A 25,731-nucleotide genomic window follows, 5' to 3' on the forward strand; every position below is an offset into this window, starting at 1 on the left:
ACCCCCCAATCTCTCTGTACAACCCTTCCGCCGGGTCAGGCGGCGAAGGAGATGGTTCACGTGTCCGCTACGCCCGTGCTGGCGTTGCGCGGGGTCTCCAAGCGCTTCGGTGCCGTTCAGGCGCTCACCGACGTAGAGCTTGAGGTCCACGCCGGTGAAGTGGTCGCCCTGGTGGGCGACAACGGCGCCGGAAAGTCCACGCTGGTCAAGACGATCGCCGGCGTGCACCCCATCGATGAGGGCGTCATCGAATGGGAAGGCAAGGCCGTTTCGATCAACCGGCCGCACGACGCCCAGAGCCTGGGCATCGCGACGGTCTACCAGGACCTCGCGCTGTGCGACAACATCGACGTCGTAGGAAACCTGTACCTGGGCCGTGAGGTCCGCAAGTGGGGTGTCCTCGACGAGGTCGAGATGGAGCGCCGCTCGCGCGAGCTGCTCCAGACGCTGTCGATCCGCATCCCCAGCGTGCGGATCCCGATCGCCTCGCTGTCCGGCGGTCAGCGCCAGACCGTGGCCATCGCCCGCTCCATGCTCGGCGAGCCCAAGCTGGTCATCCTCGACGAGCCCACCGCCGCCCTCGGCGTCGAGCAGACCGCCCAGGTCCTCGACCTGGTCGAGCGGCTGCGCGAGCGTGGCCACGCGGTCATCCTCATCAGCCACAACATGGCCGATGTGAAGGCCGTCGCCGACAAGGTCGCCGTACTGCGGCTGGGTCAGAACAACGGCGTCTTCGAGGTCAAGACGACCTCGCAGGAGGAGATCATCTCCGCCATCACCGGCGCCACCGACAACGCCGTGACCCGCCGTGCGGCACGCAGCGGGAACGGGGAGGCTTCCAAGTGAGCATCGACAAGACCTCCGCGACGGCGCAGGACGAGCACGAGGTCCTCAACACCGAGGCGGCCGCGGCCGCGGTGACCGCCGTCGACCCCCGCCTGCTGGTGCAGGAGCAGGGTCTGGCCGGCTACATCACCGAGTTCCGGCGCAAGATGAAGGCCGGTGAGCTCGGCTCCCTGCCGGTCATCCTCGGCCTGGTCGTCATCTGCGTCATCTTCCAGAGCCTGAACTCCGCCTTCCTGTCCGCGCAGAACATCAGCGACATCACCGTCACGATGGTCGGCACGGGCATGATCTCCGTCGGCATCGTCTTCGTGCTGCTGCTCGGCGAGATCGACCTGTCCGTCGGCTCGGTCAGCGGCGCGTCCAGCGCCATCGCCGCCGTCCTCGCTGTGAACCAGGGCTGGCCCGAGTGGGCGGCCGTACTCTTCGCCGTCGCGGCCGGCGCCGTCATCGGTGCGGCGCACGGCTTCTTCTTCGCGGTGCTGGGCGCTCCGGCGTTCGCCGTGACGCTGGCCGGTCTGCTCTTCTGGCTCGGCTTCATGCTCCAGACACTGGGCGAGAACGGCACGATCAACCTCGACAGCGAGGGGCTGATCGGCAAGCTGACGACGTACTTCTTCACGGACGTCGCGGCGGCGTACGGCCTCGCGGCCGTGATGACGGCGGTGTTCTTCCTCACGTCGTTCCTGAGCAACCGCCGGCGGGACGCGGCGGGCATCCCGTCCCGGCCGCTGAGCGACACGATCCTGCGGACCGTGCTCCTCGGTGTCGTCTCCTTCGCCGCGGCGATCATGTACAACCAGTACAAGGGCCTGCCGCTGGCCACCGTGATCTTCCTGGTGTTCCTGGTGGGCACGGACTTCCTGCTGCGGCGTACCTCGTACGGCCGCAAGGTCTTCGCGCTCGGTGGCAGCGTCGAGGCCTCGCGTCGTGCCGGTATCAACGTCACCGCGGTGCGGATCTCCGTGTTCGCGATCTCGGGCGGGTTCGCCGCCATCGGTGGTCTCTTCCTGGCCTCGAAGATCGCGTCCGCCAACCAGAGCGCCGGTACCGGTGACCTGCTGATGAACGCCATCGCGGCGGCCGTCATCGGTGGTACGTCGCTGTTCGGCGGGCGTGGCCGGACCTGGAACGCGCTGCTCGGTGTGCTGGTGATCGTCTCGATCCAGTACGGGCTCCAGCTGGAGTCCATCGCCGAGCCGGTGAAGTACATGATCACCGCCGGCGTTCTGCTGACGACCGTTGTGATCGACTCGATCACCCGGAAGACGCAGAAGACCGCAGGGCGCGCGTAGCGGGGGACGCAGTAGCGCCGTAGGGGCGTGGGTGAACTGGCGGGTGCCGGTCCGTTGTGGCCGGTCGCGCAGTTCCCCGCGCCCCTTTGCGGCGTTGTGGGTCGCGCCCACGCGGCGGTAGCCGCATATGGACACAGCCCCGCGCCCCTTTGCGGCGTTGTAGTACAGCGTGTTGTTGGGTAGAGCCGAATGCGTGATGTACGACTCCCGGGCCGGGAACCTTCCGCCTGAGCGGAACATTAGACTCGACAAGCCCGGCAACAGCTCGAACAGCTCTACTGCAAGGAGGCACGGGTGCCGCTGCTGACCCGCATCACGGGACCGCGCGATCTGGACCGGCTCAGCCCTGAGCAGCTGGTCCAGCTGGCAGAGGAGATCCGGACCTTCCTCGTCGACGCGGTTTCCAAGACCGGCGGCCACCTCGGCCCCAACCTCGGTGTGGTCGAGCTGACCATCGCCCTGCACCGCGTCTTCGACTCGCCCAAGGACAAGGTGCTCTGGGACACCGGTCACCAGTCCTATGTGCACAAGCTGCTCACCGGGCGGCAGGACTTCTCCCGGCTGAAGAAGAAGGGCGGCCTGTCCGGCTACCCCTCGCAGGCCGAGTCCGAGCACGACGTCATCGAGAACAGCCACGCGTCCACGGTCCTCGGCTGGGCCGACGGGCTCGCGAAGGCCAACGAACTGCTCAAACGCGACGACCATGTCGTCGCCGTCATCGGTGACGGCGCGCTGACCGGCGGTATGGCCTGGGAGGCGCTGAACAACATCGCCGAGGCCAAGGACCGCCCGCTCGTCATCGTCGTCAACGACAACGAACGGTCGTACGCCCCGACCATCGGCGGTCTCGCCAACCACCTGGCCACGCTGCGGACGACCGACGGGTACGAGCGCTTCCTCGCCCGCACGAAGGAGATCCTCGACCGCACGCCCGTCGTAGGCAAGCCCCTCTACGAGACCCTGCACGGCGCCAAGAAGGGCCTCAAGGACTTCATCACGCCGCAGGGCATGTTCGAGGACCTCGGGCTCAAGTACGTCGGCCCCATCGACGGCCACGACATCGAGGCGCTGGAGTCGGCGCTCGCGCGGGCCAAGCGCTTCGGCGGGCCCGTCATCGTGCACTGCCTCACCGAGAAGGGCCGCGGCTACCAGCCCGCCCTCCAGGACGAGGCCGACCGCTTCCACGGCATCGGCCCCATCCACCCCGACACCGGTCTGCCGATCAAGGCCTCGGGCGCCGACTGGACGTCCGTCTTCGGCGACGAGATGGTCAAGCTCGGCAAGGAGCGCGAGGACATCGTGGCGATCACCGCCGCGATGCTCCAGCCGGTCGGCCTGAAGAAGTTCGCGGACACCTTCCCGGACCGGATCTACGACGTCGGCATCGCCGAGCAGCACGGCGCCGTGAGCGCGGCGGGCCTCGCGACCGGCGGCGTACACCCCGTCTTCGCCGTCTACGCCACGTTCCTCAACCGCGCCTTCGACCAGGTCCTCATGGACGTCGCGCTGCACAAGTGCGGGGTCACCTTCGTGCTCGACCGGGCCGGCGTCACCGGCACCGACGGCGCCTCCCACAACGGCATGTGGGACATGTCGATCCTCCAGGTCGTGCCCGGCCTCAGGCTCGCCGCCCCGCGCGACGCCGACCAGGTGCGGGCGCAGCTGCGCGAGGCCGTCGAGGTCAAGGACGCGCCGACCGTCGTCCGCTTCTCCAAGGGCGCCGTCGGCCCCGCCGTGCCCGCCGTGGGCCGCGTCGGCGGCATGGACGTCCTGCGCGAGCCGGGGACGGACACGCCCGACGTGCTGCTCGTCTCGGTGGGCGCGCTGGCCCCCATGTGCCTGGAGATCGCCTCGCTCCTCGACAAGCAGGGCATCACCACCACCGTCGTCGACCCGCGCTGGGTCAAGCCCGTCGACGAGGCCATGGCCCCGCTCGCCGAGCGCCACCGCGTCGTCGTCACCGTCGAGGACAACAGCCGCGTCGGCGGCGTCGGCTCGGCGGTCGCCCAGGCCCTGCGCGACGCGGGCGTCGACGTCCCGCTGCGTGACTTCGGCATCCCGCCGCGCTTCCTCGACCACGCCTCCCGCGCCGAGGTGATGGCCGAGATCGGCCTCACCGCCCCCGACATCGCCCGCCAGGTCACCGGGCTCGTCTCCAAGCTGGACGGCCGCTTCGACCGTACGACCGCCGAAGTCGACTCGGTGGAGCCCGCCCGGGACTGACCCGCCCCGGACCGGTCCACCGGGGACCGGCAACAGCGGTACGGCCGGATGGGCCGGTTCCGCCACCCGTGTTGGTGGCGGAACCGGCCCATCTGTGTGAATCCGCCCACGCCGGGGCATGCGTACCACGCCCCCTCTCGATCATGTCGGGGACGACAAGCGTGGGAGGTACGACCGTGAGCAGTACCCTCTTCCGGACGAAGAGAGTCGAGCAGTCCATCCTCGATACCGAGGAGCCAGAGCACGCGCTCAAGAAGTCCTTGTCCGCGCTGGATCTGACCGTCTTCGGTGTCGGTGTCATCATCGGCACCGGCATCTTCGTTCTCACCGGCACCGTCGCGAAGAACAACGCCGGACCGGCGGTGGCCCTGGCCTTCGTCACGGCCGGCGTCGCCTGCGCGCTGGCCGCGCTCTGTTACGCCGAGTTCGCGTCCACGGTCCCGGTCGCCGGGTCCGCGTACACGTTCTCGTACGCCTCGCTGGGGGAACTGCCCGCCTGGATCATCGGCTGGGACCTGGTCCTGGAGTTCGCGCTGGGCACGGCGGTGGTGGCCGTCGGCTGGTCCGGCTACATCCAGTCCCTGATGGACAACGCGGGCTGGGAGATGCCCGCGTCCCTGGGCAGCAGAGAGGGCGCCGACGTCTTCGGCTTCGACATCCTCGCCGCCGCCCTGGTCCTCGTCCTCACCTTCATCCTCGTGCTCGGCATGAAGCTGTCCGCGCGGATCACGTCCCTGGTCGTGGCCATCAAGGTGGTCGTCGTCCTGACCGTGATCATCGCCGGCGCGTTCCTCATCGACGGCGACAACTACGACCCGTTCATCCCCAAGACCCAGACGGTCGAGGCCGCCGGCAATCTCGACGCCCCGCTGATCCAGCTCATGTTCGGCTGGGCGCCCTCCAACTACGGCGTGATGGGCATCTTCACCGCAGCCTCGGTGGTGTTCTTCGCCTTCATCGGCTTCGACGTGGTGGCGACGGCCGCCGAGGAGACCAAGAACCCGCAGCGTGACATGCCGCGCGGCATCCTCGGTTCCCTCCTCATCTGCACCACGCTGTACGTCGCCGTGTCGATCGTCGTCACGGGCATGCAGCACTACACCAAGCTGTCCGTCGACGCCCCGCTGGCCGACGCCTTCAAGGAGACCGGACATCCCTGGTACGCCGGTTTCATCAGCTTCGGCGCCGCGGTCGGCCTGACGACGGTCTGCATGATCCTGCTCCTCGGCCAGACCCGGGTCTTCTTCGCGATGAGCCGGGACGGACTGCTGCCGCGCTTCTTCTCCCACGTCCACCCGCGGTTCAAGACCCCGCACCGGCCGACCATCCTGCTCGGCGTGATCATCGCGGTCCTCGCCGGCTTCACCCCGCTGACCGAACTCGCGGCCCTGGTGAACATCGGCACCCTGTTCGCCTTCGTGGTCGTGGCGATCGGCGTCATCATCCTCCGTAGGACCCGCCCCGACCTGCACCGGTCGTTCCGCACCCCGTGGGTGCCGGTCCTCCCGATCCTGTCGGTCCTCGCCTCGCTGTGGCTGATGATCAACCTGCCCGCCGAGACATGGGTCCGGTTCGCCATCTGGATGGTCGTGGGCTTCTTCGTGTACTTCCTCTACGGCCGCACCCACAGCCGCCTCGCACGGCATGAGGAGACGACCGTGGGCGAGGTGACAAAGCCGCCGCGCGGAGACGCCGAGTAGTCGAGCCGCACGGTTGACGGATGGCCTTGCGGCCCGAATCTCCGGCCCCGTACGTCCTGCCTCGGCGGGAACTGCGGGGCCGGACAGCGTTCACCACTGGTTACGGCTATTACGGCTATTACGGCTATTACGGCTATTACGGCTACGACGGCCCCGGCCGCACCGAACGCGGCCCCGCCACCTCCGCGCCCAACTCCGTCACCCTCCGCCGCAGTTCACGGTCCGCGGTCACCACCAGGCAGGGCCGGCCCCCCGCCCGCCCGACGAGCTCGACCATGTGATCGTCCCCGCTCCCGGCCGCGGACTCCACCCGCACCCCCGGCACCGGCTCCACGCCACGCGCCGCCCCCTCCACCACGAGCACGATCTCGACGGGCCCCGCACGCCCCGGCACCCCGTCCGACGCCAGCCGGTCCCGCAACCGCTCCGCGGCCCCCCGCCGGTCCCGCCACCATCCGTCGGGCACCGATCCGACCACGTTCGCGGCGTCGACGATCACGAGCAGGGGGACGTCCTCAGTCATGCGGCAAGGGTCCCATGGCGGGACACGCCGGTGACCTGACCGGGCGTCGTGTGCGGAGCCCGGACGGCGTGTGCCGAGCCCGGGCGGTTCGGGTATCTGGTGAGGTGACCCTGCATGCGCCGACCACCGGAGCCGACGACGTGACCGAACAGTCCGCCGCACACGACGCCGCCGTCACAGACAGGGCCCGCCTCACCGGCAGCGCCTACCGCAGCGGCCGGGACCTGGCCGCCCGTCAGGCGCTCTACCGGTGGCAGACGCCCCGTCACGACCTGCCCGGTCTCGTCGCCGAGCAGCTCAGGGGCGTACGCGGGCGAGTGGTCGACGTCGGGTGCGGCAACGGCACGTTCATCCAGCGGCTCCGCGCGGACCGGCCCGACCTGGCGCTGCTCGGACTGGACCTCTCTCCCGGCATCCTCGCGGGCGTCCCCGGACCAGTCGCCGTGGCGGACGCCACGCGGCTGCCGTTGGCCACGGGGAGTGTCGGCGCGGCCTTGGCGCTGCACATGCTCTACCACGTCCCGGACATTCCCCGGGCGATCAGGGAGCTGTCCCGCGTGGTCGCCCGTGACGGCGTGCTGGTCGCCTCCACCACCCGTGCCCGGGACAAGGCGGAACTCGAAGACCTGTGGCAGCGGGCCGCGGGCGACGTCCTCGGCACCGGACGCGGCCCGGCCCGTATCGCGCTCGGTGCCCGCTTCACCCTGGAGCAGGCTCCGGCCCTGCTGGGGGAGGAGTTCGGCCGGGTGGAGACGATCGAACTCCCCGGCACCGTCACGGTCCGGGAGCCCGGGCCGGTCATCGCACACATGGCGTCCTACCGGGCGTGGGCGGACCAGTACGACGTGCCGTTCGAGGCCACGATCGAGCGGGCCCGCACAATCCTCGTCGACCACATCGCCCGGTACGGGGCCTTCGAGGTCAGGTCCATGGCCGGCATCCTCGTCTGCCGTCGCTGAACGCCGACCCTGCTGCCGGCGGCAGCGCCTGGCTCCCGTGCTCCCGTACCCCGTTGCCCAGTGCAGATCAGGCGTCCTCGGCATCCTCGAAGCTCGCGAAGTACGCCGCCGCCATGTCCTCGTCCCCGTGCCCCAGCGCAGCCGCCCGTTCGAAGCGTTCCGCGCTCGCCTCGGCCACGTCCAGGCGGGCGCCGTGCCGCTCACCCGCCTCCACGATGAGCCGCGCGTCCTTCGCCGCCGTGGTCACCGCGAACGCGGCCGGGGACAGCCGGTCGTTCAGCACCAGGCCGGTCTTGGCCCGCAGATACCCCATGTCGAGCGGGCCGCCGTCGATCACCTCGAAGAAGCGTTGCGGGTCCACGTCCAGGGCCTTGGCGAGTGCCAGCACCTCGCCGGCCGCGTTGGTCACCGCGAGCACCCAGCTGTTGGCGACCAGCTTCAGGCGGGTCGCGGTGCCCGCCCCGCCGTCCTCGCCGGTCCACACCGTGCGGGCGCCGACGGCGTCGAACACCGGCGTCACCGTGTCCCGTCCCTCGACCGGCCCGGCCGCCAGCACGGTGAGCTGACCGGCCTCGGCGGGCTGACGGGTGCCCAGCACGGGGGCGTCGTAGAAGACCAGGCCGTGCTCGCGGGCGAAGGCGGCCAGGTCGGTGATGAAGTCGATCCCGGCCGTCGTCGACTGCATCCACACGGCATCGGCACGCAGCCCGGGCGCCGCCTCGTGCATGACGTCCAGCGTCGCGGGACCGTCGTACAGCATGGTCAGGACGACATCGGCGCCCTGGACCGCCTCGGCGGGGGTGTCGGCGACGAACGCGCCGTCGGCGGTCAGCGGCTCGGCCTTGGCGCGGGTGCGGTTCCAGGCGCGGACGCCGTGTCCGGCTCGCGCCAGGTTGCGGGCCATCGCGGCGCCCATGATGCCGGTGCCCAGGACGCTCACGGTGAGCTTGTCGGTCATGACGTCGACTTCCTGTTCTCGTACGGACGTTGCTGCTGACGTTGCTGCTGTGATCCAGCTTGCCCGGGGCCGGGGCCACCCGGCGCTGCACCCCCGAATAGAGTGAACCGGTGAACGGCGACTGGCTCATCCGCGGCCGCGACGGCCGCCTCAGCGTCTATCTGCCGACCGACGACGCCGTGCTGTGCCGGGCGGAACTCGGACCCGGCGGCCCCTGGGAACCCCCACGCCGGGTCGGCGGCGACCAGAAGCTGCGCCCGGGCCCCGCGGTCGGCCACGGCGCCGACGCCTACGCCCATCTGGCCGCCTGGCGTCCCACCAGGGCGGGCGAGGCGGGCCTGGTCCACTCCACGCACTTCCGGCCGCGGCTTGCCGCCCTGGACTGGATCTCCATCGGCCACCCCGACAAGTCCGGCGACAGCACCGGCACTCCCGCCGTCACGGTCGACGCGGTGGGGCGGGCCCATGTCTTCGTCCGCAACAGGGCGGGCGGCGTCAGCATGCGCGGTCAGAAGGAGGTCGGCGGCTGGGGGCCGTGGCGCGACCTCAAGGGCAGCGAGGTGGACGACCGGACGGCGGCGGTTACGGGGGAGTCCGGGCTGGTCGAGCTGTACGCGACCGTCCCCGGCGCCCTCCTGCACTGGCGGCAGGAGAAGCCGGGCAGCGTCCCGGTCCTGGAGGAGGCGGTGGAGACCCCGGTCCGGGCGGGCAGCCTGCACGCCCTGGCCACCTCCGCCGAGCACACCACCCTCTTCTACGCCGACGACTCCGGCGACCTGTGCGCCTGGCGCCCCGGCACCAAGCCGGTCACCCTGCTGGCGTCCGCCGGCCCCGGCCCGGTCTCCGCGATCCGCTGCGAACTCGACGGCCACGACTGCACGTTGCTAGCCCAGCGCTCGGCGAGCGGCCGCATCGCCTTCGCCGCGTATCCGACGGAGCAGGAGTCGGCGGGCGCCTGGTGGACCGAGTCGGGACCGCAGCTCCCGGCGGACGCGGTCGTCGCGCTGACGGTCGACGAGGACGAACGCGTCGTCGCCGCCTCCCTGTCCCCGTCCACCGGCCGACTCCTCGTCACCCGGCGCAAGGACGAGCCGGGGCTGGCGCTGGAGGCGTGGCGCGAGGTCTGATCACCGGCGACGCGAAGGGCCCCCGCCACAGCGGCGGGGGCCCTTCGCGTGTGCACAGGTACGCGCGTACGAGTACCTGCCACGAGTGCGGTTACGCCGGAACCGAGGCCACACCCGGCGCCAGGAACTTCTTGCCGTTCACGCGCTCGGAGACACCCTCGCGGTCCAGGTACGGCGTGATGCCGCCCAGGTGGAAGGGCCAGCCGGCGCCCGTGATCAGGCACAGGTCGATGTCCTGGGCCTCGGCGACGACGCCCTCGTCGAGCATGAGCCCGATCTCCTGCGCCACCGCGTCGAGGACCCGGTCGCGGACCTGCTCCTCGGTGAGGACCGAGTCGCCCTGCTTCAGCAGCGCGGCGACCTCCGGGTCCAGCTCCGGCTTCCCGGAGTCGTAGACGTAGAAGCCGCGCTTGCCCGCCTTGACGACGGCCGCGAGGTTCGGCGAGACCGTGAAGCGGTCCGGGAAGGCCCGGTTGAGGGTCTCCGAGACGTGCAGACCGATCGCGGGACCGACCAGCTCAAGGAGGACGAGGGGAGACATCGGCAGGCCCAGGGGCTCCACCGCCTTCTCCGCCACCTCGACCGGGGTGCCCTCGTCGATGACGTTCTGGATCTCGCCCATGAAGCGGGTGAGGATGCGGTTCACGACGAACGCCGGAGCGTCCTTGGTGAGGACCGCGGTCTTCTTCAGCTTCTTGGCGACGGCGAAGGCCGTGGCCAGCGAGGCGTCGTCCGTCTTCTCGCCACGGACGATCTCAAGCAGCGGCAGGACCGCGACCGGGTTGAAGAAGTGGAAGCCGACGACCCGCTCGGGGTTCTTCAGCTTCGACGCCATCTCCGACACGGAGAGGGAGGAGGTGTTGGTGGCGAAGATCGCGTGCGCCGGGGCGACCGCCTCGACCTCCGCGAACACCTGCTGCTTGACGCCGATCTCCTCGAACACGGCCTCAATGATGAAGTCGGCGTCCGCGAAGCCCTCGGCCTTGTCCAGCACACCGCTGACCAGGGCCTTCAGACGGTTGGCCTTGTCCTGGTTGATACGGCCCTTGCCGAGCAGCTTCTCGATCTCGGCGTGGACGTAGCCCACACCCTTGTCGACGCGCTCCTGGTCGATGTCCGTGAGGACGACCGGGACCTCCAGGCGGCGCAGGAAGAGCAGCGCCAGCTGCGAGGCCATCAGGCCCGCGCCGACCACGCCGACCTTGGTGACCGGGCGGGCCAGGTTCTTGTCCGGGGCGCCGGCCGGGCGCTTGCCGCGCTTCTGCACCAGGTTGAAGGCGTAGATGCCGGAGCGCAGTTCGCCACCCATGATCAGGTCGGCGAGCGCCTTGTCCTCGGCGTCGTAGCCCTGCTGCAGGTCGCCGTTCTTGGCGGCGGCGATGATGTCGAGGGCGCGGTAGGCGGCCGGAGCGGCCCCGTGCACCTTGCTGTCCGCGATGAAGCGGCCCTTGGCGACGGCCTGGTCCCAGGCCTCACCGCGGTCGATCACCGGACGCTCGACCTCGACGTCGCCCTTCAGCACCTGGGCGGTCCAGATCAGCGACTGCTCCAGGAAGTCGGCGCCCTCGAAGATGGCGTCGGCGATGCCGAGGTCGAAGACCTGCTGGCCCTTGAGCTGCTTGTTCTGGTTGAGGCTGTTCTCGATGATCACCGAGACGGCCTTGTCGGCGCCGATCAGGTTCGGCAGGATCGTGCAGCCGCCCCAGCCCGGGACCAGGCCCAGGAACACCTCGGGGAGCGAGAACGCCGGCAGCGCCTTCGAGACGGTGCGGTACTTGCAGTGCAGACCGACCTCGACGCCACCGCCCATCGCGGCACCGTTGTAGTAGGCGAAGGTCGGCACGGCCAGGCCCGACAGCCGCTTGAAGACCTCGTGGCCGCCCTTGCCGATGGCCAGCGCGTCCTTGTGCTCCTTCAGCAGCTCGACGCCCTTGAGGTCGGCGCCGACGGCGAAGATGAACGGCTTGCCGGTGATGCCGACGCCGACGATGTCGCCGTCCGCGGCCTCCTTCTCGACCTGGTCGATGGCGGCGTTCAGGTTCGCCAGCGACGCCGGGCCGAAGGTGGTCGGCTTGGTGTGGTCGAAGCCGTTGTCCAGCGTGATCAGGGCGAAGCGCCCGGCGCCGGACGGCAGGTCGAGGTGACGTACGTGCGCGGACGTCACGACCTCGTCCGGGAACAGCTCGGCCGCGCCCTTCAGGAGTTCGGTGGTGCTCACTTGTTGCCTCCGGCGTCCTTGTGGTTCGGGTTCTCCCAGATCACCGTGGCGCCCATGCCGAAGCCGACACACATGGTGGTGAGGCCGTAACGGACCTCCGGCTGCTCCTCGAACTGGCGGGCCAGCTGCGTCATCAGACGCACACCCGACGAGGCGAGCGGGTGGCCGTACGCGATGGCGCCGCCGTACTGGTTGACGCGCGCGTCGTCGTCGGCGATGCCGTAGTGCTCCAGGAAGGCGAGCACCTGGACGGCGAAGGCCTCGTTGATCTCGAAGAGGTTGATGTCCTCGATCGACAGACCGGCCTTGGCGAGGGCCTTCTCGGTGGCCGGGATCGGGCCGTAGCCCATGACCTCTGGCTCGACGCCCGCGAAGGCGTACGAGACGAGGCGCATCTTGACCGGCAGGTTGTTCTCGCGGGCGAAGTCCTCGCTCGCGATGATCGAGGCGGTCGCACCGTCGTTCAGACCGGCCGCGTTACCGGCCGTGACGCGGCCGTGGACGCGGAACGGCGTCTTCAGACCGGACAGGCTCTCAAGCGTCGTACCCGGGCGCATCGGCTCGTCGGCGGTGACCAGGCCCCAGCCCGTCTCGCCCGCCTCGGCGTTGGTCCGGCGTACGGAGATCGGCACCAGGTCCTGCTGGATCTTGCCGTTGGCGTACGCCTTCGCGGCCTTCTCCTGCGAGCGCACCGCGTACTCGTCGGCGCGCTGCTTGGTGATGGTGGGGTAGCGGTCGTGCAGGTTCTCCGCCGTCATGCCCATGAACAGCGCGGACTCGTCGACCAGCTTCTCGCTCACGAACCGCGGGTTCGGGTCCACGCCCTCGCCCATCGGGTGGCGGCCCATGTGCTCGACACCACCGGCGATGACGGCGTCGTAGGCACCGAACGCGATCGAACCGGCGACGCTCGTCACGGCGGTCAGGGCGCCGGCGCACATACGGTCGATGGAGTAGCCGGGCACCGACTGGGGGAGGCCGGCCAGGATGCCCGCCGTACGACCGAGGGTCAGGCCCTGGTCACCGATCTGCGTGGTCGCGGCGATGGCGACCTCGTCGATCTGCTTCGGGTCCAGAGCCGGGTTGCGGCGCAGCAGCTCCCGGATCGCCTTGACGACGAGGTCGTCGGCGCGGGTCTCGTGGTAGATGCCCTTCGGGCCCGCCTTGCCGAACGGGGTGCGGACGCCGTCGACGAAGACGACGTCCCTGACGGTACGAGGCACGATGGCTCTCCTCCAGAGGTGCGGGACGCTGAGCGCTTGCTCATGGCCATGCTACTTATGAGTAACGTAGCTGCCCAGTCCCGGGGGCGGGAGCGGCGAAGGTCACACCGTCGGGGTGCCGTGGACCCTCTCGGGGTCAGTACATCTCCACAACTACGCGACGGCGTTCCAGGACGGCCGTATGCTCCCGGCCCTCGCCAACACGGCGATCATCCTGGTCTTCGCCATCGGCGGCACGGTCCTCATCGGCTCGATGACGGCGTACGCCATCGACAGCTTCACCTTCCGCTTCAAGAAGCTGGTCGTGGCCCTGTTCCTGGTCGCCGCCCTGGTCCCGGGAGTCACGACCCAGGTGGCGACCTTCCAGATCGTCAACAGCTTCGGCATGTTCGACAGCCTCTGGGCGCCGATCGTCCTCTACATGGGCACGGACATCGTCTCGATCTACATCTTCCTGCAGTTCGTCCGCTCGATCCCGACCTCCCTGGACGAGGCGGCCCGCCTGGACGGCGCGAGCGCCTTCACGATCTACCGCCGGATCATCTTGCCTCTGCTGAAACCGGCGATCGCGACGGTGGTGATCGTCAAGGGCATCACCACCTACAACGACTTCTACATCCCGTTCCTCTACATGCCGTCCGAGGACCTTGGCGTGATCTCGACGTCGCTGTTCCGCTTCAAGGGCCCGTTCGGCGCCCACTGGGAAACGATCTCGGCAGGAGCCGTACTGGTGATCCTGCCGACCTTGATCGTCTTCCTGCTCCTGCAGCGCTTCATCTACAACGGCTTCACGAAGGGCGCGACCAGGTGAGAGGCCCTTCGGGCATACGGCGACTAGGCGGACAGCGCGGCCACCAGAACCGGCGTGACCTGCTCGACCTGCCAGCCCCGAGCCCCATGAGCGGCCAGCGCCTCCGCCACCGACTCGGCGCTCACCACCTTCGGCGGCTCCCAGCACACCCGCCGCACCGTATCCGGAGTGATCAGGTTCTCCTGAGGCATGTTGAGCTGCTCGGCCAGCGCCGAGATCGCGGTCCGAGCCGCGGTCAGCCGAGCCGCAGCGACCGGATCCTTGTCGGCCCAGGCGCGCGGCGGCGGAGGACCGGTGACGGGCTGCCCGGGCGCCGGCAGCTGCGACTCGGTCAGGGCCTTCGCGCGGTCGACGGCGGCCTGCCACTGCTCCAGCTGCCGCCGCCCCATCCGATGACCGAAACCATTCAGCGCGGCAAGGGCATGCGCGTTCCCCGGCAGGGCGAGCGCCGCCTCCACGATGGCCGCGTCGGACAGCACCTTCCCCGGCGACACGTCCCGCTTCTGAGCGATACGGTCCCGGGTCTGCCACAGCTCCCGCACCACACCCAGCTGCCGGCGCCGCCGCACCTTGTGCATCCCGGACGTCCGCCGCCAGGGATCCTTGCGCGGCTCGGCGGGCGGCGCGGACGCGATCGCGTCGAACTCCTGCAGCGCCCACTCCAGCTTCCCCTGCCGGTCCAGCTCCTTCTCCAGCGCGTCACGCAGATCGACCAGGAGCTCGACGTCCAGCGTCGCGTACCGCAGCCACGGCTCGGGCAGCGGGCGGGTCGACCAGTCGACGGCCGAGTGCCCCTTCTCCAGGACGAACCCGAGCACGCTCTCGACCATCGCGCCGAGGCCGACTCGGGGGAACCCGGCGAGCCGCCCGGCCAGCTCGGTGTCGAACAGCCGGGTGGGCACCATGCCTATCTCACGCAGACACGGCAGATCCTGGGTGGCGGCGTGCAGCACCCACTCCACACCGGACAGCGCCGCGCCGAGCCCGGACAGGTCGGGACAGGCCACGGGGTCGATCAGCGCGGACCCCGCGCCCGCGCGGCGCAGCTGCACCAGGTAGGCGCGCTGGCCGTAGCGGTAGCCGGACGCGCGTTCGGCGTCGACGGCGACGGGGCCCGAGCCCGCGGCGAAGGCGGCGATCACCTCGGCGAGCGCGGCCTCGTCGGCGATCACGGGCGGAATGCCCTCGCGGGGTTCCAGCAAAGGGATCGGCGCCTCCGTAACAGAAGATCCGCCGTCGTCCGGAGGGGCGCCTCCGGTGGTTCGCAGTGAACTGTCTGCTGCGGTCTCTTGGGCGTCGGTCACATGTCAAGGGTATCTGTATGCGCGAGCGCCTGACCTGCGCCTTCTGGACACGTTGGCCCTGACCTGCAGAAACACGGCTAGCGCTTTCTCGCGCCATACCGATGCTTCTCGGCCATCTCCGCCTTCGACATGGCTTCCGGCCCGCCGGAATCCCCCGAAAGCAGCCCATCACAACCCCGAAGATGATATCCACCACCCCCACGAACCGCCGGGGGTGCGCCGCCGGCGGCCCTGTCAGCTGCGAATGCTTTCGCGAAGACCGGGAACCGGCTAGCCCTCCGCGGTGGGGGTGGCCGGGCGGAGGGTGGAGACGAAGGTCTGGAAGTCCTCAAGGACGTCCTGGAGCTGGCTCGCCCTCGCGGTCAGCGCGATCTCGATCTCGGCGCGTTCGCTGCGCCGCTGCTCGTTCTCCAGCACCAGGATGAACTGGCTCTGCGCGAGCTCCATCGGCTGCCCGTTGACGGTGGCCTGGATGCGCAGGTTCTGCACGATCCCGGGGGCGTCGATCAGGCCCGGCGCGGGCGAGGTGCCCACCTCGGTGCGCTTGACGATCTCGACGGCGCCGACGTTCTCGCGCAGCCGCCGCACCGACTCCTCGGCGAGGCCGTGCAGGCTCGACGAGCCTTCGAGAGTGTGGCCGGTGACCGTGATGTTCGGCATGAAGCCCTGGCCCCGGGAGGCCATGTGCACCGCGACGAAGGCGGCGTGCGGGGCGCCGACCTCGTCCGGGGGCGCGGACTGCCAGCCCTGCGGGAGCTCGACGTTGAGCGGCACCGGAAGTGTGCCCGGCATGGTGGATCAACTCCTTGCGGTACGGGTTCCGACGGTACGGGAAGCGAGGGGGGAAGAGGCGACGGCGGGGAGCCCTGGGCGGGGCTCCCCCGCGGCAGGTCAGTCGAACCAGTCCCCGATCGCGTCGACCGCGTCGCCGGCCGCGTCGGTGACCTTGCCCGGGTCGATCTCGATCTGGCCGCCGAGCTTGCCGCCGACGCCCAGGGCGACGCCCACGTCCCCGCCGATGACGAACTTGCCGTCCTTCATGCCGGCGTCGAAGTGGGCCTCGGCGCCGGCACCGGCCCAGGTCTCCGCCGTGCCACCGACACCGACACCGGCGACGGAGGCGTGCCCCTCGGCGGTGGCCTTGGCACCGGCGAAGGCCTCGCCGCCCACGTGGACACCGTCCGTGCCGATGGAGCCCTTTACGCCGGCCTCGGCGCCCACGTACGCCTCGCCCTTGCCGGAGGCCTCGAACACACCGACCCCGTACTTGCCTTCGGCCGTGGCCTGGGCGAGGTAGGCCTTGCCGGACGCCTGAGCGGTGGCGTTGCCGTCCACGAGCCCCACTCCGGCGGAGGCGTCGACGCCGAGGAGATTGACGCCGGCCTTGCCGGAGACCTCGCCGCCCGCGAACTCACCGCGGCCCCTGGCCTCGGCGCCCCACACCTTGGCGTCGGCCGAGACGGAAGGGCCGGCCACGGTCACGCCCGGGCCCTTGCCCTCGCGCAGCGCTTCCCGCTGCGCCTGCGTCATGTTCTTGTGGTCGCCCCAGGCCCCGACGGGCTTTGTCTCGGGTGCCCGTTCCAGCTCGGTGCGCTGAATCTTCTTCGACGTCGCGCCGGTGTCGTCCTGCGTCGCTTCGGAGGCCCAGAAGAGCCAGTCGGGCGCGTTGTCGCCCTCGCCGCCCTGCGCCTTGAACTTCTTGGCCACCGCGTCGCCCTCCGACTCGACATGGGCGCGCGCCGACTCCAGCAGTTGCTCGCCGCCGCTCTCGTCGCCCCCGTCGTACAGCCGGATGGCCTCTTCCGCCTGCCCCTGGGCCCACGTGAGGGCCCTGGCGTAGTCCCGCAGTGCTCCTGCGGCCGCGCTGAGCGAATCCGAGCCGCGGTACCACTTCTGCTTCTGGCCCGAGAAGTCCTCCCAGAAGGCGTCGCCGGCCTGGCCGTGCCAGCTGGGAATACGGACGGAGTCGAGCTCGTCCCCGATGCCGTCGAGGGTCTTCGCATGGCCGTCGAGCTTGTCCGCGTCGTCCGTGAGCTTCGACGGGTTGCCCGGGATCAGTTCGCGAGGGTCCCGGGTGGACCCGAGTTGTGCCGCCATTGCTTCCCCGTCAGTAGCTCGGGCCGGCGACCGCGGGGCCGGTGAAGTGGTTCTGGGACTCCCGCTCGGAGCGCTCGTAGGACGCGGCGTTCTCGTCCAGCTTTGCCGACGAGTTCTCCCCGTCCTCCTTCATCGGGCTCTTGATGGCCTGCATCCAGGTGGCCATCAGCTGCCCGAACTCCTTGGCCGCGTCGCCGTGGCCGAAGTCGCCGCTCGCTTTTCCGAGTTCGTCGAGCTTCACCTTGTCGCTCTTGCCCACGGAGTCCTTGATCTTCTTGGAAGCCGACCGCAGTTCGGACGGCTCCACATCGAACTGGCCCATCCGCTCCCCCCTCTACGTCCAAGGGGCGCGAACGCGCGTCCGTGCCCTGATTGTTGAGAACGTAAAGAGGGTCTCCCAAGGCAAAGACTCGGCGGCACCGGCCCTGGGCCTCACATGATTCCTACCGGGAAGCTTCATAGCGCGACCGCATCGTGCGCCTCTGGGCGGCTGTCCTACGGCGCCTGCGGAGGCCGGGCAGGTGACAGGGATCCCAGGTGGCCCGCGGCGTCGACGAGATACTCAAGGGGTTCGTCGAACGTCTCACCGCTCAGCTTGGTCCGCGCCCGCGAGGTGATCAGCTGACCGTCGTGGAGGCGGAGCGGCATCTCCAAGGCGCGAGGGTCGGACGTGAGGAACTCCGCCAGACCGCCGAGCAGTACCGGCCGGGCACGCTCCTCGTCGCGGGAGACGATGTGGAAGTCCTTGTCGAGCCCCGGGATTCCCAGCTCCATGGCCCGTCCCCGCAAGAGGGTGTCGAACCAGCCGTCGCGGTAGACGCGCAGGTCCGGAACCTCCACGCCCAGGTTCAGGGCCCAGATGGAGTGGACGATGACCTGCGTCGACTCGGAGTCGATGTCGCTGTTGTAGTAGCGGTACTCGAAGGCGCGGAAGCCGAATCCGCGGTAAGTGCCGCTGACGACGTTGTCCCCCATGACGCCGCTGGCCTTGACCGGGAGTGGCTCGGCCCCCTGATACGCGTCGACGAGGCTCGGCACGCCCTCCTCGTAAGTCCACCCGCGGCTCTCGGCGAACGACCGCAGCTGCGCGTACGCCTCTTCGGACCGGCGCTTCTTGCGGGCCTTGCCCCGGCGGTCCCACACGACGAGAGCCACGACGCCGCCACACGCCAGCAGGAACAGGACTGCTTCGATTCCACTCATGGTGCCAGCATCCCCGGAGGCCCCTCCGCGGGCCCGACCCCCCGGCGCTCCATCACAATCCGCACCTCGCGGTCACACATTTCCCCCGCGCCCGCCGGGACGGCCCAGCGGGCGCGGCCCGGTCCGGCTCAGGAGGCGGTCTCGTCGACCTTGATGTCGTAGCGGATCGTGCTGTTCTCGACGGAGTTGACCTTGACGGTCACACCGAAGCTGGTGCCGTCGGTCGCGGTGAGCTTGCAGCGCAACGAGGTGCCGACCTTGCCGACGAGGTCCTCGGGGCAGGTGACGTCCGGCTTGGGCTGACCCGTCTGCGCGGCGAGCTTCTCGGCCACCGAGTTCGCCACCTCGTCCTTGGCCAGCTTGGCCTCCGACGAGCAACCCACCAGCAGCGCGGCGGCGGCTGCGGCGGCGAGGCTCCAAGAGGCCAAGGAGGAGGGGGACTTGGGCATGGCGGGCTCCGTTTCGGGGCGAGAGGATCACGAGGGCCGGAAGGCGGCGCTCGTCGGTGCGCATGCCTATCAGTCCGGGCCGCCCGCCCCGCCGGTCTTCACAGCCTCCCGCTCCGGCCCGCGAGTGATCTTCACTTGCGCGGGTCAGGCCGTCGCATGGACAGCGCCCGCCACATGGACAGCGCCCGCCGACGGAACGTTCCGTCGGCGGGCGCTTGAGGGGCGTGAACCGGTCGGGTGAGTGAAGGGCCCGGTTCACGACAGGTAGGGACGTGGAGGGGGATCAGCGGCCGATCCCGTTCACGTCAGGGCACGATCAAGGGTTCAGTAGGTAGCAGGTATCAGTGGATGATGCCCGTCCGCAGGGCCACGGCGACCATGCCGGCGCGGTCACCGGTGCCGAGCTTGCGGGCGATGCGGGCGAGGTGGCTCTTGACGGTCAGGGCGGACAGGCCCATCGAGACGCCGATCGCCTTGTTCGACTGGCCCTCCGCCACCAGCCGCAGCACCTCGACCTCACGACCGGAGAGCTCGCGGTAGCCGCCCGGGTGGCTCGGGGCACCCGGGTGGCGACGGTGCATACGGGCGGCGGCGGCGCCGATGGGGGCGGCACCTGGCCGGGTGGGGAGCCCGACGTTGGTGCGGGTGCCGGTGACGACGTAGCCCTTCACACCGCCCGCGAGGGCGTTGCGTACGGCGCCGATGTCGTCGGCGGCGGACAGGGCGAGGCCGTTGGGCCAGCCCGCGGCCCGGGTCTCAGACAGGAGCGTGAGGCCGGAACCGTCGGGCAGGTGGACGTCGGCCACGCAGATATCGCGGGGGTTGCCGATGCGGGGACGAGCCTCCGCGATGGACGAGGCCTCGATGACGTCGCGCACACCGAGCGCCCAGAGATGGCGGGTGACGGTGGAGCGGACGCGGGGATCGGCCACGACCACCATGGCGGTCGGCTTGTTCGGGCGGTAGGCGACCAGGCTTGCGGGCTGCTCAAGGAGAACGGACACCAGGCCTCCTGGGGTGCGGGGACGGCTTTCAAGGTCACAGTCGTCTTCGGCACCAAACCCGTGGCCCTTTAGGGAAAGATCACGATTTAGTGAGTAACAATCGGGGCAATTCAGACACGTGGTCGATCGTTCGGTGAGTGAATCGGTTCGATCAAGGACTATTTCCTGACCGAAAGTGGCCGTATCGACAAAGTGACGGTCAAGTCCGTGGTGTCGTGTCGCCGGTGGTCAGCGGGCCTGCGGGTCACGGCGCTGCGGCAGTGTCACCACCGAAGCGTCGCCCGGCCCCGCCGGCGGCAGGCCCGCGACCTGGGCGAGCAGATCGCACCAGGACGTCAGGTGGGCCGCCGTGTCCGGCACGCCGCCCAGGCCCTCGCGCGGGGTCCAGGAGGCGCGGATCTCGATCTGCGAGGCCGCCGGACGTTCGGACAGGCCCCCGAAGTAGTGGGAGCTCGCCCGTGTGACGGTGCCGCTCGGTTCGCCGTACGACAGTCCGCGCGCCTGGAGCGCACCGGTCAGCCAGGACCAGCACACGTCGGGCAGCAGCGGATCGGCGGCCATCTCCGGCTCCAGTTCCGCCCGCACGAGCGTCACCAGACGGAAGGTGCCCCGCCAGGCGTCGTGTCCCTCCGGGTCGTGCAGCAGCACCAGACGGCCGTCGGCCAGATCCTGGTCGCCGTCGACGACGGTGGCCTCCAGCGCGTACGCGTAGGGGGCCAGTCGCTGGGGTGCCTTGGTCTGCTCGACCTCGATCTGCGGCCGCAGGCGGCTGCTGCGCAGAGCCTCTACCGCGGCGCGGAAAGCCGGTGGTGCCGTACTGCGTGAATGCCGGTCCGCCTCCCCGCCGTCCCTTGCCTCATCCATTCCCCCGGTGCCGTCCGACAGTCTTCCCTGAGCCGCAGCCATGCCGGGAAGATTAAGGGGAACGGGGGCTTCGTGCAGGGAGAGACACCCGGACAACACGGCAACCCCGGCGCCGGGGCTTTCGCCGCCGTGCGAGACTTGGCCCCGTGAGTGCCAACCAGACGCCGCCTTCGGCCACGCCCGACGCAGTCAAGGATTCCGCCTTCCTCAAGGCGTGCAGGCGCGAACCCGTGCCGCACACCCCGGTGTGGTTCATGCGTCAGGCCGGGCGCTCGCTGCCGGAGTACCGCAAGGTGCGCGAGGGCATCCCGATGCTGGAATCCTGCATGCGGCCCGAGCTGGTCACCGAGATCACCCTGCAGCCCGTGCGTCGGCACAACGTGGACGCGGCGATCTACTTCAGCGACATCGTCGTCCCGCTCAAGGCCATCGGCATCGACCTCGACATCAAGCCCGGTGTCGGCCCGGTCGTCGAGCAGCCCATCCGCACCCGCGCCGACCTGGCCCGGCTGCGTGATCTGACCCCCGAGGACGTCTCGTACGTCACCGAGGCCATCGGTCTGCTCACCGGCGAGCTCGGCTCGACCCCGCTCATCGGCTTCGCCGGGGCACCTTTCACCCTCGCGAGCTACCTCGTCGAGGGCGGTCCGTCGCGCACGTACGAGAACGCCAAGGCGATGATGTACGGCGACCCGGAGCTCTGGGCCGACCTGCTCGACCGTCTCGCGGACATCACGGCCGCCTTCCTGAAGGTGCAGATCGAGGCCGGCGCCTCCGCGGTGCAGCTCTTCGACTCCTGGGTCGGCTCCCTCGCCCCCGCCGACTACCGGCGTTCGGTGATGCCCGCCTCCGCGAAGGTCTTCGACGCCGTTGCCGGGTACGGCGTGCCGCGCATCCACTTCGGTGTCGGCACCGGTGAGCTGCTGAAGCCGATGGGCGAGGCCGGCGCGGACGTCGTCGGCGTCGACTGGCGTGTGCCGCTCGACGAGGCCGCCCGCCGGGTCGGTCCCGGCAAGGCGCTCCAGGGCAACCTCGACCCGACCATCCTGTTCACCACGCAGGAGGCGGTCGAGGTCAAGGCCCGCGAGGTGCTCGATGCCGCGGCCGGCCTTGAGGGGCATGTCTTCAACCTGGGCCACGGGGTCATGCCGTCCACGGACCCGGACGCGCTGACCCGGCTCGTCGAGTACGTCCACACGCAGACCGCGCGCTGAGGGCCGGCTGACGCCGAAGCGCGCAAGGGGCTGGGCTACGGGCATGGTCCGCCTCAATAATGGTTCACAACGACGGAACCGGGTGTGAGGCGATAGTGGCGCCTCACACCCGGTCCTTTTCCCCGTGAGGGGTCCCCTCAGGAGGGGATTCAGCAGCCCGTGCTGGCCGAGGAGGTTGGGAGCTCCGCCTCGTCGCCGGCGGTCTCCAGGCCCTGCAGGTCGAGGATCTGGTCCATGATGTGCACCTCCTTTCGCGCTCCATGAGTGAACCGGGGAACACCGGACACACGGGGTGTCCGAACCCACGATCAGAGATCAGTGGGGGTCTGTGGGGCCGCCCGCGGGGGACGGCCGGTCGGTGAAGAAGGGCAGGAACCGGCCCTGTGCGCCCATCACTCCCTGGGTGGCGAGCAGGACGCCCGCCGTGCCCGTGGAGGCGTCCATGGACAGCTTCATCAGCAGGTCGCCGGGGAAGGCCAGATGCCCTTCGTAGGACAGCGCGTACCAGCCGAGCCGCTCCAGATGCCGGGCCACCACCTGGTCCTTGGCCAGGGACGGATCGCGGCGACCGGCGCGCTCCAGGGCGGCGACGAGTCCGGTGCGGCCCATGAACAGCTGGGGCATGACCACGAACTCCGGTGTGCAGGCGGCCAGCAGGGCCGGCAGCTGCTCCCGCAGCCGGGCGTCCTCGTGCACGGTGAGCGCCTCGTCCGCCACCAGGGCGATACCGGCGCTGTCCACGTCGAGGTAGCACAGGGTCCGTACGCCCGCCTCCTCCACCTGCAACGAACCGTTGGGCGTCGTCACACAGCGGTCGAGGTCGCGGTGCAGGGCGGCCACGGACCGTTCGAGGTGGGCCGACTCTCCCCACACCTCGTACAGCCGCAGGAAGAACAGGGCCACTCCGGACCAGCCGCGCATCAGACCGGCCTTGACGGGCGGCAGTTGGCTTGCGCGGGCCGTCCCGCCGTGCCACGCGGCGGTGACCGGACGGTTGGCGTGCAGTGCCTCGCCGAGCAGGTCGGCGATCCGGCGGATGTCGTCGTCGAAGGCGACGGTCTGCCAACGGTCCGCCAGGTGGAGGTAGTTGAGGCCGATACCGGCCAGACCGTCGTACAGTCCGATGCCCCGGGCCTCGCGGGACGGCGCCATGGCCTGGTCGATGAGCTTCCTGGCGGCGTCGGTGTGGCCGAGGTGGTCCAGGACGTTGGCCACGCCGTGGGTGCCGTTGTAGAAGCCCTGGCGGGGTCTGGGTGCCCCGGCCGCTTCGAGCAGCCACTCCTGGTGGGCGTCGGCCACCGGGAAGCCGCAGGCGGACAGCGTCCAAAGGACGCCCGCGGCGCCGTTGGCGAAGGTGGCGCCTCCCGTTGTGAACTGCTCGCAGTCGCCCGGGAAGAGCCGGTCGGTGCGGGCCGGGTCGGCGGAGGCCGCGATCGCCGAGGCCATCGACACGGCCGCCTCCCTGGTGTGCGGGGCGGGACGGAGCGGTGCTGCGGGGGAGCCCTCGGCGGGCAGCAGCAGCTCGCGCACCGGGTCGAGCCAGCCGTCGGGCAGCGGGAACCGTTCGGCTATGAAGTCCAGTTGCTGGGCGACCTTCGAGGGGTCCAGGGCGCGCAGCTTCTCGTACGGCAGGAACAGGGCCGCCTTCAGGGAGGCCAGGCAGTAGCGGTCGAGGTCGAGGCCGCGGTGGCCGGACTCGGCCGAGAAGCCCATGGTGGCGACGGCCGGCAGATGCCCGGTGTCGGCGGCGTCGAAGGACGCCTCGTAGTCGATCAGGGCGACCGAGCCGTCGGGGCGGACGAGCACATTGCCGTAGTGCAGATCGCCGAAGCCGACGCCCCGGGCGTGGAATCCGGCCAGGACCCGCTCGATGCGGTCGAGGACGGCCACCACGCGCTCGGTGTAGGCGGCGTAGTCCGCGGGGGAGGAGTTCTCGGAGACGATCATCGGGTGGATGCGGGCCATCCACACCCAGAGGTTCGACGAGTCCACGTATTCCATCGCCAGGAATTCATGGCTGTCCATCGTGAAGTGGTCGAGTAATTCCGGGGCACCCTCCGCGCCGGCCAGGCGCTGCAGCGCCCACTTCTCCCGGCGCAGCCGATTGACCGCGTCATCGGATTTCATTTCGAGGCCGGCACCGGGTCGTGCCTCCTTGAGGACGCAGGCCTTTCCGTCGGATATGCGTTCGGCGGGATAGACTCCGCCGACGTTCGAGAAATGCATGGCGCGCTGGATTCGGTAAGGGCATTCCGGTCCGGTCCTGCGGCGCTCCAGCAGTTCCCCGATGAAGGGCGGGACGGGGGCCCAGTCGGGGACGGTGAACACCGGGCGGCGCAGGTCGGGGGTCAGGGTGCCGTCGGCCTGGTCGCGGCCGGCCGAGACATGGATCTTCCAGCCCTGCTCGGGCGCTCACAGGAAAGAGGATCCTGGTCACGGGTGTCATCACCCAGTCCTCCATCGCCGGCACGGGCCACGCGGTAGGCGCCGGTCAGGTTGGTGTCCATCACAGCCGCGAAGTCCGGCTCGGACATCACCGCGAAGGCACGGTCGCGGGTGAGCGGCTTCAGGGGGGACTCGCTGTTTGGGTCATCACGCACCGTGACATGTCCTGACCGTAGGTTCATTCGAGCGGATCAGCGAGCCGAAAGGTTCACGCACGGAGACGGAGTGGTGTCTCGTTGGGTCGGTTGTCCTTTTTGGGACATACGCATTGTGTCCGATCTGGTGGGATGTGGGCGGTTATTTCAGCGGTATTTCGGGGTGTTTACGCCCCTATCCCCGTCCAGGGGAACTCGCCTTTCTGCTTCGTCCAGGGCAGCTCGTCCTGGAGGGTGGGGGTGGCAACTGACGGGCTACTCGCCAGTTCTGTAATCGCCGGGGTCGAGGCCGTCGTGGGTCCTGCGTGGACGGTCGTCAGGAATACCGCTCCGACTATCGTGGCAAAGAAAGCGTGAGCCCTGTCCATGCAATGTCCTCTCGATTGGCGGATTAAGGAGCAATCCGGACAGTGGCTAGGTTGCCCGGGCGTGCTTTCGGTGTTGTTTTCATGGAATTTTCAGAAGGGAAGCCCTGGTCGACGGCTATGTTCCCACTCTTCATGAAACCTTCATTGAAACATCAAGGAATCATTTTAGTGGGGTCAGATCAACTCACACAACCCATGTTGTGAGAGTATTTCGCCCGGTGTTCGGTAAACTTTGCCGAGCGCTGAAGTAAATTCAATAGGGCTCGGTCCGGCCAACCCGGGTGGCGAACCGGTGAACGTCGCCCGCGCCGCGTGCGTATGTCTCGGCAACCGCCCGCGGCACGGGGAAGGCGGGTCGCGGGGACTACGTGAGGAACAGGCGATGAACGACCGAGTTACTCCTCCGGCGATTCATGCGTTGCCCGACGGTGAGGCCGAGCTCGCCGTGGTGGTGCGGCTGCCGTGGGAAGACGTGGCCCGGCTGGGGCAGGAGGCGGGGCGGCTCGCCGCGCAGATGCAGCGGCCGGTGACGCTTGATGAGGCCGTCAGTCATCGGTTGCGCTCCGCGCGGTCCGCCGCGCACGCGAAGCCGGCGGGGGAGCAGCCGGCTGCCGCCGCAATGCCGAGTGTGAGCGCGTCCGTGTCGTCGTTGCCGTCTCGGCCGCCGGCTGAGCAGGCTCGGCAGGCCATTGAGAGGATCAACGGTTCTGCCTGAACGCCGTAGGGGCGCGGTGGTTCGGCGGCTGCG

22 protein-coding genes and 1 pseudogene are annotated in these 25,731 nt (G+C 69.7%); 9 read left to right on the forward strand and 14 right to left on the reverse strand.

Features of this window, described 5'->3' with window-relative positions; all coding sequences use genetic code 11:
- The first annotated feature begins 51 nt into the window (after positions 1–51).
- From POF73_RS17055 to POF73_RS17070, 4 genes are all read left to right on the forward strand, one after another.
- On the forward strand, positions 52–846 hold the full coding sequence (locus POF73_RS17055; protein ID WP_272116025.1) for an ATP-binding cassette domain-containing protein: 795 nt from the start codon (positions 52–54) through the stop codon (positions 844–846).
- A complete protein-coding gene (locus POF73_RS17060; RefSeq protein ID WP_272116027.1) occupies positions 843–2,138 on the forward strand; it encodes a sugar ABC transporter permease in 1,296 nt (431 codons plus the stop codon). The genes POF73_RS17055 and POF73_RS17060 overlap by 4 nt, the downstream gene beginning before the upstream one ends.
- A gap of 294 nt (positions 2,139–2,432) precedes the next feature.
- On the forward strand, positions 2,433–4,361 hold the full coding sequence (gene dxs / locus POF73_RS17065; RefSeq protein WP_272116029.1) for a 1-deoxy-D-xylulose-5-phosphate synthase: 1,929 nt from the start codon (positions 2,433–2,435) through the stop codon (positions 4,359–4,361).
- A gap of 176 nt (positions 4,362–4,537) precedes the next feature.
- Positions 4,538–6,061 (forward strand): amino acid permease, encoded by a 1,524-nt coding sequence (locus tag POF73_RS17070; RefSeq protein WP_272116032.1) that lies wholly within the window; start codon positions 4,538–4,540, stop codon positions 6,059–6,061.
- 142 nt (positions 6,062–6,203) lie between these two features.
- On the opposite strand, the gene POF73_RS17075 is transcribed toward POF73_RS17070, so the two are convergent.
- On the reverse strand, positions 6,204–6,584 hold the full coding sequence (locus POF73_RS17075) for an NTP pyrophosphohydrolase (protein WP_272116034.1): 381 nt from the start codon (positions 6,582–6,584) through the stop codon (positions 6,204–6,206).
- 140 nt (positions 6,585–6,724) lie between these two features.
- On the opposite strand from POF73_RS17075, the gene POF73_RS17080 reads away from it, so the two are divergent.
- Complete coding sequence (locus tag POF73_RS17080) at positions 6,725–7,543, forward strand: class I SAM-dependent methyltransferase (protein ID WP_272116036.1); 819 nt, start codon at positions 6,725–6,727, stop codon at positions 7,541–7,543.
- Between the two features lie 67 nt (positions 7,544–7,610).
- Here POF73_RS17080 and POF73_RS17085 read toward each other — a convergent pair whose 3' ends face one another.
- The gene (locus POF73_RS17085; RefSeq protein ID WP_272116038.1) at positions 7,611–8,501 is read right to left on the reverse strand and encodes an NAD(P)-dependent oxidoreductase; all 891 of its coding nucleotides are present in this window, start codon (positions 8,499–8,501) and stop codon (positions 7,611–7,613) included.
- A 110-nt stretch (positions 8,502–8,611) separates the two neighbouring features.
- On the opposite strand from POF73_RS17085, the gene POF73_RS17090 reads away from it, so the two are divergent.
- Positions 8,612–9,628 carry a hypothetical protein gene (locus POF73_RS17090; protein ID WP_272116040.1) on the forward strand — a complete coding sequence of 339 codons (1,017 nt, stop codon included), beginning with the start codon at positions 8,612–8,614 and terminating at the stop codon, positions 9,626–9,628.
- A 91-nt stretch (positions 9,629–9,719) separates the two neighbouring features.
- Here the strand turns inward: POF73_RS17090 and POF73_RS17095 are convergent, their stop codons facing one another.
- Together POF73_RS17095 and POF73_RS17100 are read right to left on the reverse strand one after the other, a co-directional pair.
- Positions 9,720–11,846: a 3-hydroxyacyl-CoA dehydrogenase NAD-binding domain-containing protein gene (locus POF73_RS17095; protein WP_272116042.1), complete on the reverse strand. Its 2,127-nt coding sequence runs from the start codon at positions 11,844–11,846 to the stop codon at positions 9,720–9,722.
- Positions 11,843–13,069, reverse strand: coding sequence for a thiolase family protein (locus POF73_RS17100; RefSeq protein WP_272116044.1), 1,227 nt, complete (start codon positions 13,067–13,069; stop codon positions 11,843–11,845). Before POF73_RS17100 ends, POF73_RS17095 begins: the two co-directional genes overlap by 4 nt.
- 145 nt (positions 13,070–13,214) lie before the next feature.
- Here POF73_RS17100 and POF73_RS17105 point away from each other — a divergent pair.
- Positions 13,215–13,880 (forward strand): annotated as a pseudogene (locus tag POF73_RS17105) (carbohydrate ABC transporter permease); the annotation flags it as partial.
- Between the two features lie 23 nt (positions 13,881–13,903).
- On the opposite strand, the gene POF73_RS17110 reads toward POF73_RS17105, so the two are convergent.
- The 8 genes from POF73_RS17110 to POF73_RS17145 all read right to left on the reverse strand — a co-directional run bounded on the left by POF73_RS17110 (position 13,904) and on the right by POF73_RS17145 (position 20,843).
- Entirely contained in the window at positions 13,904–15,184 is a 1,281-nt protein-coding gene (locus POF73_RS17110) for a ribonuclease D (protein ID WP_272116048.1), read from the reverse strand.
- A gap of 270 nt (positions 15,185–15,454) precedes the next feature.
- Complete coding sequence (locus POF73_RS17115; RefSeq protein WP_272116050.1) at positions 15,455–15,976, reverse strand: hypothetical protein; 522 nt, start codon at positions 15,974–15,976, stop codon at positions 15,455–15,457.
- Positions 15,977–16,075: 99 nt separating this feature from the next.
- A complete protein-coding gene (locus tag POF73_RS17120) occupies positions 16,076–17,281 on the reverse strand; it encodes a putative T7SS-secreted protein (RefSeq protein WP_272116052.1) in 1,206 nt (401 codons plus the stop codon).
- 10 nt (positions 17,282–17,291) lie between these two features.
- Positions 17,292–17,603: a WXG100 family type VII secretion target gene (locus tag POF73_RS17125; protein WP_272116054.1), complete on the reverse strand. Its 312-nt coding sequence runs from the start codon at positions 17,601–17,603 to the stop codon at positions 17,292–17,294.
- Between the two features lie 173 nt (positions 17,604–17,776).
- Positions 17,777–18,484 carry a hypothetical protein gene (locus tag POF73_RS17130; protein ID WP_272116057.1) on the reverse strand — a complete coding sequence of 236 codons (708 nt, stop codon included), beginning with the start codon at positions 18,482–18,484 and terminating at the stop codon, positions 17,777–17,779.
- A gap of 128 nt (positions 18,485–18,612) precedes the next feature.
- On the reverse strand, positions 18,613–18,933 hold the full coding sequence (locus tag POF73_RS17135; protein WP_272116059.1) for a DUF4333 domain-containing protein: 321 nt from the start codon (positions 18,931–18,933) through the stop codon (positions 18,613–18,615).
- A 341-nt stretch (positions 18,934–19,274) separates the two neighbouring features.
- A complete protein-coding gene (locus tag POF73_RS17140; RefSeq protein ID WP_003997051.1) occupies positions 19,275–19,937 on the reverse strand; it encodes a response regulator transcription factor in 663 nt (220 codons plus the stop codon).
- Between the two features lie 228 nt (positions 19,938–20,165).
- Positions 20,166–20,843: a DUF3000 domain-containing protein gene (locus tag POF73_RS17145; protein WP_272116066.1), complete on the reverse strand. Its 678-nt coding sequence runs from the start codon at positions 20,841–20,843 to the stop codon at positions 20,166–20,168.
- A gap of 104 nt (positions 20,844–20,947) precedes the next feature.
- On the opposite strand from POF73_RS17145, the gene hemE reads away from it, so the two are divergent.
- On the forward strand, positions 20,948–22,015 hold the full coding sequence (gene hemE / locus POF73_RS17150; protein ID WP_272116068.1) for a uroporphyrinogen decarboxylase: 1,068 nt from the start codon (positions 20,948–20,950) through the stop codon (positions 22,013–22,015).
- Between the two features lie 149 nt (positions 22,016–22,164).
- Here the strand turns inward: hemE and POF73_RS17155 are convergent, their stop codons facing one another.
- Together POF73_RS17155 and lanKC are read right to left on the reverse strand one after the other, a co-directional pair.
- The gene (locus POF73_RS17155; RefSeq protein ID WP_272116070.1) at positions 22,165–22,260 is read right to left on the reverse strand and encodes a class III lanthipeptide; all 96 of its coding nucleotides are present in this window, start codon (positions 22,258–22,260) and stop codon (positions 22,165–22,167) included.
- A 70-nt stretch (positions 22,261–22,330) separates the two neighbouring features.
- Positions 22,331–24,406 (reverse strand): class III lanthionine synthetase LanKC, encoded by a 2,076-nt coding sequence (lanKC, locus tag POF73_RS17160; protein ID WP_272116126.1) that lies wholly within the window; start codon positions 24,404–24,406, stop codon positions 22,331–22,333.
- Positions 24,407–25,365: 959 nt separating this feature from the next.
- Here lanKC and POF73_RS17165 point away from each other — a divergent pair.
- A complete protein-coding gene (locus POF73_RS17165) occupies positions 25,366–25,698 on the forward strand; it encodes a hypothetical protein (RefSeq protein WP_272116071.1) in 333 nt (110 codons plus the stop codon).
- The last annotated feature ends 33 nt before the right edge of the window (positions 25,699–25,731 follow it).

This window comes from Streptomyces sp. HD (assembly GCF_028369295.1).
GTDB lineage: Bacteria > Actinomycetota > Actinomycetes > Streptomycetales > Streptomycetaceae > Streptomyces.